This is a genomic window from Xenorhabdus sp. Sc-CR9 (assembly GCF_963897815.1).
Taxonomy (GTDB): domain Bacteria; phylum Pseudomonadota; class Gammaproteobacteria; order Enterobacterales; family Enterobacteriaceae; genus Xenorhabdus.
Window position 1 is genome coordinate 1 of the sequence record NZ_CAWQTY010000230.1, and the last position, 11,105, is coordinate 11,105.

Genomic DNA, 11,105 nt, shown 5'->3' on the forward strand with positions numbered 1-11,105 from the left:
TGATGGGGATGCTGTTTATTGTCCTGCCGATGGTCTGGCTGGGCGCACTGGCCTGGGCGGGGGTGCGAATGGGCGATATCAGCGGCATGATGAACCAGGGCGTGGGACAGGTCAGGCAGTCAGCCGGGATGTTCGGGCAGATAGTGATGCAGAAGATGATGTCAAAAGGAAAGTAGCTAAACAGGGGAAAACTTAAGGGACAGGGCGTTATCCCTTAAGAAGCGTTTGAATTGTGTGTGGGTTTTATTTTTTCGCCTGTTTAACCTGTTTATCATTGTCCCGATAATTAAATATCGGATAAATATTCTTAACGGTGCAGGTCAGTGAATTATTTAATGCAAATGTATTATTGAATTAATTTAGGGTTTTTCTTAATTCAGTACGAGTTTATATCTCTTTTCTGTCTTTTTATATTTCCTGTTGGAATTAAATTAACTCAACATTCATGAGGAACATCACAAGAAAGTAAATGACTTAATGCCATTTCATTCAATATGACTTACACTGAAAACGTTATACTTGAGATGTTCTGTTACATTAACGCTCTTGTTTGTGGTAGTAGACAACTTATAGAAGCCTCAATGGTCGAAGCCATTGAGGCTTCGCCGTTTATGATAATGAAAATAAACAGGGCCGGACCCGGCTTACCTATTCCGTTTAGTTTTTTCGCTATTGAATTAATAATGAAAGTGGTTAAATTGGAACATCTTTAATATATTCTGAAATGGATCAGGGAAAGTGATGACCAATACCGATAAAAATGATAGGAGCAAAAAAAGTCAAAAACAATCCAGTCATTTTATTCCTTACAAAACCACATATGATTTGCGTTTAAGTAAAAGAGAGTCCAATTTAATCAACATACTGATGCAGATTCAGGGTTATGAATATGGCTTTTTGACGGTGTTAGGTGTCCGCCCTTTATCGCAACGGGGTAACCATAAAAACAGTGCCATCTATGTCGTGCGGTGCCGGTGTGGTAAATATGCCGTCAGGACACTCAAGGCAATCAGAAATTCGGCTAATATTACTGACATGTGTGAGCATTGCCTTCACCTGTACAACCTGAGGCGCAGAAACCTCTTTCTCACTGAGGGAAAAGAGGTTGGTTTGTCAGAGTTAACCGGTATTAAATATAAAAAACCTTTAGAAATTAAAGAATAAGGAAGCCAGATTGCGCTTCGACGTTGAATGCCCAGCATACACCTTATTCTCTCTCCGTAAGATCAGTTTGTCAGAGATGATAAAAGGGACATTTGACCCGGCCTGATACAAAGGCTATCATCCTGAATGTGACTACCTGTGATCTGATCGCCTGCAAGGATCACCTCTTCTGAGTGGCGAAAACAAAACTCCCGTAGCCTGCAAGGGAGAGCAAGATTGCGGTACATCTGCGCACTTTTGGAAGCAGATATCGTCAGACAACAACCCTCCGTCCGGCGATGAAAGTTACCCGGTGTTATTCACAACCGGCTTATCACGCAATACGGGCAGAGCATTCTTTGCCTCGTTCCGAAAAACATTAACCTGCGTTTTGAACACTGACGATAAACGTCCTGATCTCTGTACAGCGATTGCGCGAAAAGATCAGAGGGCGTCAATGATTTCAGCGTCCACCGTTATGCGGCGTCACTTGCGTAACAGCGCAGCGATTACCAAGTGACGCCGTCAGGCGGCCAACGTCCAGAGCACGGCCGGTCTGGCTTTACAACCCATTTGATCCACGCATTACTCAGGGAAACCCGTTTCCACGAGTGCTTTTCTGCTTCTGACTCACTTTATTCCGTTTATTTTTTTAACCCCCATGCCTTGCAACAGGCTGATGCCGTAAAAAAGGAGAGATTACCTACGTCAAGATAATGAGGCGTTCATCCTGATTGAATCAGGTACTGAACGGGGAGCATGTCATCGCTGTGCTGAGCACGTCGCGAGCTCCTGCAAAAACTCAACACAATCTTCGCTCTGCTACACATTATCTGACGCACCACGGAACGGTGAGCCTGAACCGACACGCAGAGACTGGTTTTTAAAATGAATAAAAAAACGAATGAAAAATGAATAAAAACAGATGAAAGCTGACGGGAGAAGCGCAGATGGCGCAGAAATCATCACGTTCAAAAGTTGAGCGGTTCAGGAAAGAATTTATCACTCACGCCCGAAAAGCCGGCGGGAGTTTTGCCACGGTCGCTGACCGGGAGCGCATTGCCCGGCAGTTCCTCGACTATTTGAAAAACAACGGCATTAAACTCAGGCAAATGGATAGCCTCAAGGCGAAATATATTGAGCGCTATATTGCCCAGCGTAAGACTGACCATATCAGTCACAGGACACTGCAAAATGAGATGTCAGCACTCAGGGCGATTTTAGCGCAGGCCGGAAAGCCTAAACTGACCGCACCGGATAATCCGCGTCTGGGCAACCGGGCACTCGGTATTGCGGATATGAGCCGCAAGGGCACGAAGGCTGCGCTGACACCGACAACGTTCAGAGAAATTTTTCGGCAGGTCGAGCAAAAAGACCGGGGCGTGGCAGCCGTGATGCAACTGGCCTATGTGCTGGGGTTGCGTACCAAAGAAGCCGTGGAAGCCTGTAAATCCTTAGCCACCTGGAAGAAAGCGTTGGAGAACGGTCATATCTCCGTGCGGGTGGTGTTTGGCACCAAAGGCGGCCGGCCGAGGCAGACGGTCATACTGGATCGGGAAGCTCTGCAACACGCTATTGCTTATGCCGAGCGTGAACAGGCAGGGCGCAGCGGCAGATTAATTGATAAACCCACTATCACTCAGGCAATAGACCGTTACCGCTATATTGTCAGAAGCGCAGGACTGAACGGCAATAAAGCGCCGCACAGTATGCGCTACCATTTTGCCCAGCAATCTGGTGAGTATTATAAAGCGCAGGGTTTCAGTGAGCGGGAAGCGCTGGCACTGGTGTCAATGGATTTAGGGCATGGTGATGGGCGGGGGCGTTATATCCGGCAGGTGTATTACCAGAATATTGAGAGCGAATAAGTCGTATTGGTACATATGAGATCAAATGATTTGCTCATCAGAACACGAGCAAACCAACCTTGATATTTAGCCGATTATTCACAGGTTATCTCTAACTTGCTTCTGGACAAACGTGAGTTAGTTGTACCAATGTGATTACCAAATAAGACTCAATCTGACACTATTGATGATGAGTGATACCTAACCAGACAGGCGGCTTTGTGCTGTGAGTTCAATTGGTCGATGCAACGCTATCCTTAAACAAGGGGGCGTTACTATGAAAAAAAGAAAACGCATTTACTACACACCAGAGCAGAAAGCGGTTATCTGGGACAGGTATAAGCAAGGTGATTCTTTACATGATATCGCCAGGATGTTTGACAGATATCATTCTTCTATTATGCCCACTATTTACCAAACCGGGGGATATCGTCCTCCTGTCCGAAAACGACACCGGTTATCTCTTTCACTTGATGAAAGAGAGGAGATTTCCAGAGGACTGGTCGCGAAACTCAGTATCAGGGAAATAGCCAGCAAATTATCAATAGCACCATCGACTATCAGTCGTGAGATTCAAAGGCACGGGGGAGCAAAGCAATACCGTGCAGTAAAAGCTGACAAAGCAGCATGGGAGAATACCCTGAGACCTAAACCTTGCAAGTTAATTGAATGCCCTGCATTGTGCAAAATCATCGCAGCAAAAATGCATCGGGGCTGGTCGCCAGAACAAATCTCCGGCTGGCTGAAACGATATTATCCCGATAATCAGGAAATGTATGTGTCGCACGAAACGATTTATAAAACGCTTTTTATACAAACTCGGGGAGCATTAAAAAAAGAGCTACAACAGTGCCTCAGAAGCAGAAGAACAGTACGCAAATCCAGAATGACATCGCTTAAAGGGAAAGGGTTAGGCTCAATCCCTGATGCGATACCCATCAGCGAAAGGCCACCCAATGTTGCAGACAGAGCCATACCCGGTCACTGGGAAGGAGACCTGATACAAGGTTCCAAAAACTCCTATATCGTCACACTGGTAGAACGCCATTCTCGCTTTGTTATGCTTGCCAAAATCAGTGATAACAAGACGACTACCGTAATATCTGCACTCATAAATCAAGCCCAAAAATTACCCGCTGAACTCTATAAAACATTAACCTGGGACAGGGGGTCTGAAATGGCCAACCACATTGCATTTACTATAGCCACTGACATTCAGGTGTATTTTTGTGACCCCCAGTCCCCTTGGCAACGTGGATCAAATGAAAACACGAACAGATTGCTCAGGCAGTATTTCCCCAAAGGAACTGATTTATCAGTTCACAGCCAGCAAAAATTAAATAGTGTTGCCCGACAACTTAATGAGAGGCCGAGAAAAACGTTAAATTATGAATCACCCGCAGAGAGATTTAACCAGTGTGTTGCATCCATCAATTGAACTCACAGCTCGTAACCGACAGACATAAAAATCATTTGGATGAACAATCCAGTATATGTTAGAGCAGGCGAACGGATCGCATTCAGGCTAGAAAAGCGCGAGGTGAAGAACAAGCAATCGCACTTTCTAATGAAGTTACACTATTTACGGCAATGAGTCTTCCATTCTTTGATGGCAAACGTATCCATCATTCCGGAAATGTAGTCTACGATAGCCCGCGTTTTTTTATGTTCATAACAGCAAGACTTACTATCTGGTAAAGAAGACTTTAGCTCAGGGGAGAGGAAATTCACGTTATTTTTAGACATATAAAAATTAAATAAGTCTGTAATAACTTCATTTCCAGTTGATTCATAAGAGAGAATATTTCTCTTCCTCATAATTACATTGAATAAAAGCTTTTTAAGCCCTTCAGACAAAGCGCCATATCGTCCATATCCTAATTCACTGAAGCCCTTATCTTCTACAACGGTTATATCATTGACTAGATGGTTGACAATATTAGCAGTTAGTTCCTTTCTGTAGATAATGGAAAATTCTTCAGAAGATTTAAGGTCTTTTGCTTCTGATGCAGTACTTTTTGACCTTTCGACTATTCCAACAAAGTCATCATAAGCCTTATTATACTTTGGTGAAATCTTAAACTCATATTGAATATCTTCAATATTGACCATGTTGCGGCTCAGAGCATCTTCAAGATCGTGAGCGGCATAAGCAATTTCATCCGCCAAATCCATAATCTGCGCATCGATTGTTTTCTCACCGGATTTAATCTCCAACCCTTTATCAGAAATCAATTTAAAATAAAAATCGTAATCCTCATCATAAATAAACTTATCGCTGCTCTCATTTTTAAACGGATATTTAATTACAGAAAGTAAGCTACGGTAGGTTAGGTCTAATCCGTTGCAGTGAGGATATTTCTTCTCAAGGGTTCTTAAAATTCGCAGTGCTTGAGCATTGCCTTCATAGCCACCAATGCCTGCTGACAGTTCATTAAGTTTCTTTTCACCTGAATGTCCAAATGGGGGATTTCCTATATCATGTGCCAAAGCTGCCAGTTCTACGACGACAGGGTTAGTCATCCCAAGGTCTGACGCAATGCTTCGTGCTATCTGAGCAACCTCTAAACTGTGAGTTAGCCTATTTCTGTTGAATTTTTCAGGATCAACTTCGAAAAGCTGCATTTTCCCCTGTAATCTGCGAAATGAAGAAGAATATAGAATACGTGCATAATCTCGCTGGAAATCATCTCGTTGCCTTGTATCAGAGTTACTATCGCTATGTTCCCTGTTGATACCTAAAGAGCTATTTAATTTTTTCTCTTGAACTTTTGCAAATTCTTTAGTCGCATCATTTAACATGCTATATCCTTCCTTATAATTAGAGCCACTATCAAAGATGCCAACTGTGTTAAAGCTAGCAATCTACTAACATGGCGCTGTAGAGTTCAGTTAACAGCACACAGATTTACCCATGTATAATGAGTGAGTTAAAAGATGGGCCGGTCAATCCGGCAGCCAAATATAAAAACAACCGCCGGCATAGATAGTTGTAAGGTGCGTCAGCCCGCCGTTTCTGACGGCCAATCTTCTGGAACCAGCGCGGGTGGCTTGGTCCACGGTTCTTCAATCAATGTATCCTGAAACCACTGCTCGCGCAGGTTTGCATGTTCAGTGACGATCAGTTGGAAGCCAGGTACATCTTCCTTAGTGAATTTCAGTAGCAACTCGAACAACCGATGCACGGCGTTGAGGTCCGCGTCAGCTTCGGTCCTTTGCACTGAACCGTCGGCATCCTTGTAGACCTGCTCAGATGGGAAGTAGACTTGAGTCGGCTGATCGATCAACAGGAAATGCGGGAATGGACGATTATTTTTCGCTGCGAACATATGCAGTGCAAGCAATGCAGACAAGTGGTAGGCCAGATGGTTTTCGCCGCCACCAGTGCGACTCATGGGAACTGGACGTTCAGGGCGATCGAAGATGATCGTCAGTTGTGGTAGATTGAGCCTTGCAGGAAAGTCTCGGAACTCGGCCTCGAATTTCTGAATATACTTAGCAATCTGCGCAGAGATATTATTGAGGATCGAGGTCAGACGTTCATTGCTGTCATCGGCACCAATCTGCCCCTCAAGTTGTTTGACCTTGTTAATAAGTCGGCGATTTTCAATTTCCAGTTTAGCAAGATCTTCGTTCGGAAGGAGCGTTTCCAAGAATAAGCTGATACGACCGACCACTCTCGCAGCCGCGTTATTGCGGGTCCCTATCTGAGCAATGAATTCGTTGGTAGAGATAGCCGCTGACAGTTCCGCTTCCTTCCGCTTGATATCGCCAGCGATACAGTCCGCTTTACCAGTCAACTCGGCCAAGTAAGCTTCAAGCTTAGGGCGCTGGCCGGTGGCGATACGTAATTCTTTGTCCAGAGACTCTAATTCGTTCAGTAAGACGATGGCGACAGGAGACTCCAGCGCCAAGTTCTTTTCGCTGAACGGCCACTGCCATTCGCCGCTGTCAGGGTTCTTCGGTAGTGCCTTGATCGAAGCAAGCCGGTCTATCTGTTCGGTGGCCTCGTTTTCGTATCCGCCTGCTCTTCTGGTGAACTGTCTCGCCGCGTCAATGCGGGCCTGAATATCACGGCGGGCTTGACGTAATTGGACCAGTTCATCTTCTATATACGAAATTCGGTTACCGTCATCGTCCGGCACCATTTCGGGTTTCCATGACAGCACAGATCTCAACGCCTTGATGGTCACTTCAACATTCGGGTTCTCGCCGATGTTCTCAATGACCCCAACAGCCTTAGCTTCCGAGTAAAGGCTGATGGCCTGCACCAGAGATGTGTCGACGTTATCGTGCGCCAGTTCCAGTTTCTTATTGCTGATCCTTAGGTCCCTTTGAGCTATACGCAGCTTAGACTCAAGTTCGAAGCGAGCATGGGAAGATACGCCGAGCAGAATTGGTAACGTGTCACGGATTGCCTGCGGCTGAAATTGCTCATTCTGACGGTAAAATAGTTGGTCCTTATTGGCGATCAATCCTTGCTTCTGGAACAGGTAATAGAAAGTGTGTTTGACGTTCGCATTGTAACTGTTACGGCTGTGTTCAAGCGCAACTTCAGTGCAGTTTTCGGGAATACCGAGCAAGCGCGACAGCAGTTCAACAATACTGTCGTCATCCGTATTGGCTACCAAATCCTTGAAGTCGGGTACTTTTAACTCGGTCCCTCTTCGCAGCATTGCTATGCTACAACTTGCGCTACCACCAAGTGGTGTCGGCTTGGCGACCATAACCTGCTCTTTCTCGAACTGGTAGATCACGGCGAACCAAGCCACCTTATCGCGGATGATACCTTCGGGGACGTTAAACAAAGAACGTCCCATGCAATATTCGATGATCTCGGAGAGTGCGGACTTGCCTGTGGAAGAGCGACCTGTGATGACGTTTAGCCCATCCACCTTGAATCGCAGGTCACGACGCTGGCTATCATGGCTATATATATGAATGGATCTGATTTTCATGGACGGATCCCGAAAGTTGTATAAACAGTCGCCCTGTCGGCGATGCGTGCAAACTCCTTACCGACGATGCGCGCTACTTTCTGGCTAGCTACAGTCTCGGCGGTTCCCTTAATGCTCTTGCGCACTTTCTCGGACACGGTCTGGATGCGACCATCGTCTGCAATGGTGATGCACCCCCTTTCCATCAGCAAACCAAATCCCTCGAGGGCATATGGCAGCATTTGCGTAACCCGATCGGCGAACCCCACCATAATTTGCTGGTTCATTTCTGCTATCTTAAGCAGATAGCTGCGTGGATTACTGGCAATCACCTCGCGCGAATCCTTGTACAGACATAGGGGCAGAACAAGTAGTGACAGAGAGAATGGCATACCACGGGAGTTTTTTTCTTCATAGCCATGTAGGGCGCGGAACAGAACCAAACCACAGAATGCGGGGTTAAACAGGTTTCGAATCTCGAAAGGGCGCTGATCCCATCGTTTCATGAAGCTCCCCCTAGCACATCTCCGAGGTGCTCAAGGAATTTGGGATGCCAGTAGACCTTAGGTTTTGGTGAGGTATCGGCTAGAATGTGAAAGCTACCACGAAGGACATAAGGCTCCGCCACCCGTGCGCGGATGCGCAGGGAGTCAATTTTCCCGGTTTCAAATTCCGCCCAGTTGTAGAGAGTGGCACCAGCTTCACGCAACGCATCCTCTGCACTGTCGTCCTTTAGCTTCTCGAAAACGACATCCTTGTAACGACTCCACTCGTCGACGAGACGCTCTTCATATTCCTCGACCTCTCCCGACACAAGCAGGTTTTCGCGCGCCCAAGCCGACCGTTGCTCGAACGCCCGATAGAAGTCCAAAATCGCACTCCTGATCCGGCTAGAGGAGATGCCAATTTTACGTAGTTGCGTTACGAACAGACGCGGATCGGCATCCGTATCAATCTCCTCAACAGGCATTTTCCCGCGAAAAGTGATGGGTAGGTTGTTTGCTTTGTACTCCTCGGAAAAGTTAGAAAGCTTGTCCGAGACTTCGTAGCCGAATATTCCCTCTACTCTGGCGCCAGTCAATTGTTTGATCACTGCATCAGTCCACCAGCCTTCCAGTCGTTCGAAGACGAATTCACGGTGCTCGCGCCGGATACTTCGCATATGATTATCCCTGATGAGCGCTGGAATATCGTCGATACGTGGGCTGCCATCAAGGATCACTATGCGTTCAAGGAAGTCTTGCTTTTCAGAATCACTTAGTTCATTAAACGCCGCCGCGATCGGCGTGATGAGTTTTGATTTTGACTGAGCGAGCGCCGCATTGACCAACTCGCTAAGTGTTTCTGCACCGCTAGAAATGACAGGTTGGCCTGGGAGAAGGCGTGTAAGGAATGAGTCTGTCGATACTGTACCAGTGGTGAATAGAAAGAACCGTAGGTTCGATCCAAGGCAACCATCTCGCTTGTAGCGCACCATCCAGATATTGACTGACTTCCAGAAATCGGTCGATAGGTCGGTCAGCCTATCACCTATTGCCTTGTGCTTAAGCGAAGCCAAAGACTTGACTCCGTTGCCATCGAGAAAATCGATATCATCATCCTTTTCAAGGAAGATAGTAGTATCTTCCGGCAACTGAAGTATATGTAGCAGGGCAAGACGTGTCTGGTAGATGTATCCCAAACCCTGCTCTCCAGCAGCAAACTTGTCGGTGGGAGTTCCGTCCATCTCAAATTCCTAATCTAATTTTCGAAGGGTGCGACGTTGTGGGAATATGCACATCTACCCACGTCTCATTTGTCACTGGCTTCGGCTTTTTCGAGACTGCTGGTTGCTTGTCCCGCATGCCAGCCCATATGTGCCTATAAAACGACGAATTGCAGGCAGAATGAGACATAGCTCTCCTATATGGAGATTTTTGAGATGTTCGTCTAGCGATATAAAATTCTACGCTGTTTCTTTTTCACATCACCACTTGATTCCAAAAGTAAATTTAATCTTATAGCCACCTACCTGTCAACGCTGTATGCAATATCAATGGGATATAAAACGTTAGATGGAACAAAGACAAGATCATGTGATGATTCCTATGATGCATTTACAGGGTCCAGAGAAGGCAGGGTAATTATCGTTATGCTTACCAGACACCTGTGACCCTTCGCCATGTGGACGGCTTTCCCGTCCCCGGACTACTACGATCACTCCGTCACCTTAGGCCTCGCGACCTGTAGGCGATCCCGTGTTCGCACGAATCAAACGTTCTAGCGCAACGTAGGTTCATCATACTGACACCCTGGCACTTACCCGATCTGTGGTTATCAGGAAGAACCGCCTCTCACGATTCGATTCCCATTCAGCCTTGTGGCCGAATTTCGTTACATTGTCGGATCCGCTGCTTTATTCAGAATCCTAGGGTCACCTGGTGATACAGGTGGTTTACTCTTCTCGTGGTGAACAACGCTTCATACGACTTCAGGTCGAACGAGCATAAATGAGTTAGACCAAATGTCCGGAACGGATCACCGCGTGAAATGAGAATTAACAGCCTGCCCCCCGATTAATCCAAAAGGCTATCGTGTTCCTGACATTATTTTTTATTCAGGGAAATGAATTACCCATTGACCTTATGATTTCCGTTTATTAGCGTAGCCAGACTTATCGATGATCCGGTCGCTTATGAGGATCACCTTCGGGCAGCGACAGCAACACTCCTGTAGCCTGCAAGGGAGTACACCATCGTGTGGTACATCTGCGCACCTTTGGAAGCAGATATCGTCAGTCTGATGACGATGAAGGTTTCTTAATCTCATCCATCATGGCCAACAGGCCAGTCACCCAACGGGGAACACGTTTCCCATTGGGTCAGGTGTTCCCCGTTGTTTTATCAGGAGAATACCATGCCACAAAATACAACCCCGGCAACGGCACACACTGTGCCCGCGTCTGAATTACCTCCTTTTGCTGAAATTTTTCCGCACACCGGTTCGCTGGAGCTGACGCTGCTGGAGCACACGTTCATTAAAGCCGCTGCCGTGCTGTGTGATGATGACCGGTGTGATCAGTGGCAGTACCGGAAAGTATCAGACACTATCGCTTATATCGTGCCGGTACGACCAGAACCCGCTGTGGTCAGGGTTGAGACAACGGACTTTAAAGGTGAGGTCTCTGCCGAGGCTTTCG

General features: G+C 46.5%; 10 protein-coding genes. 6 read left to right on the plus strand and 4 right to left on the minus strand.

What is annotated here, in order from left to right:
* From AACQ81_RS18380 to AACQ81_RS18395, 4 genes are all read left to right on the plus strand, one after another.
* Positions 1–196: hypothetical protein (locus AACQ81_RS18380; RefSeq protein WP_237388191.1), on the plus strand; the 196-nt coding region annotated here is incomplete at its 5' end.
* Between the two features lie 545 nt (positions 197–741).
* On the plus strand, positions 742–1,164 hold the full coding sequence (locus AACQ81_RS18385) for a hypothetical protein (RefSeq protein ID WP_237388192.1): 423 nt from the start codon (positions 742–744) through the stop codon (positions 1,162–1,164).
* Positions 1,165–2,093: 929 nt separating this feature from the next.
* Positions 2,094–3,011 carry an integrase domain-containing protein gene (locus AACQ81_RS18390; RefSeq protein ID WP_237388193.1) on the plus strand — a complete coding sequence of 306 codons (918 nt, stop codon included), beginning with the start codon at positions 2,094–2,096 and terminating at the stop codon, positions 3,009–3,011.
* A 256-nt stretch (positions 3,012–3,267) separates the two neighbouring features.
* A complete protein-coding gene (locus AACQ81_RS18395; RefSeq protein ID WP_237388194.1) occupies positions 3,268–4,428 on the plus strand; it encodes an IS30 family transposase in 1,161 nt (386 codons plus the stop codon).
* A gap of 140 nt (positions 4,429–4,568) precedes the next feature.
* Here AACQ81_RS18395 and AACQ81_RS18400 read toward each other — a convergent pair whose 3' ends face one another.
* The 4 genes from AACQ81_RS18400 to AACQ81_RS18415 all read right to left on the minus strand — a co-directional run bounded on the left by AACQ81_RS18400 (position 4,569) and on the right by AACQ81_RS18415 (position 9,653).
* Positions 4,569–5,792 (minus strand): deoxyguanosinetriphosphate triphosphohydrolase family protein, encoded by a 1,224-nt coding sequence (locus AACQ81_RS18400; RefSeq protein ID WP_237388195.1) that lies wholly within the window; start codon positions 5,790–5,792, stop codon positions 4,569–4,571.
* Positions 5,793–5,992: 200 nt separating this feature from the next.
* Positions 5,993–7,948, minus strand: coding sequence for a DUF3732 domain-containing protein (locus AACQ81_RS18405; protein ID WP_237388196.1), 1,956 nt, complete (start codon positions 7,946–7,948; stop codon positions 5,993–5,995).
* Positions 7,945–8,433 (minus strand): three component ABC system middle component, encoded by a 489-nt coding sequence (locus AACQ81_RS18410; protein ID WP_237388197.1) that lies wholly within the window; start codon positions 8,431–8,433, stop codon positions 7,945–7,947. The genes AACQ81_RS18405 and AACQ81_RS18410 overlap by 4 nt, the downstream gene beginning before the upstream one ends.
* Entirely contained in the window at positions 8,430–9,653 is a 1,224-nt protein-coding gene (locus AACQ81_RS18415; protein WP_237388198.1) for an ABC-three component system protein, read from the minus strand. Before AACQ81_RS18415 ends, AACQ81_RS18410 begins: the two co-directional genes overlap by 4 nt.
* Before the next feature lie 1,012 nt (positions 9,654–10,665).
* Between AACQ81_RS18415 and AACQ81_RS18420 the strand changes: the two genes are divergently transcribed.
* Positions 10,666–10,872, plus strand: a complete 207-nt coding sequence (locus AACQ81_RS18420) for a hypothetical protein (RefSeq protein ID WP_237388199.1) — start codon at positions 10,666–10,668, stop codon at positions 10,870–10,872.
* Positions 10,823–11,105, plus strand: a 283-nt coding sequence (locus tag AACQ81_RS18425) for an antirestriction protein (RefSeq protein WP_237388200.1), incomplete at its 3' end; no start/stop codon positions are given. The genes AACQ81_RS18420 and AACQ81_RS18425, both read left to right, overlap by 50 nt.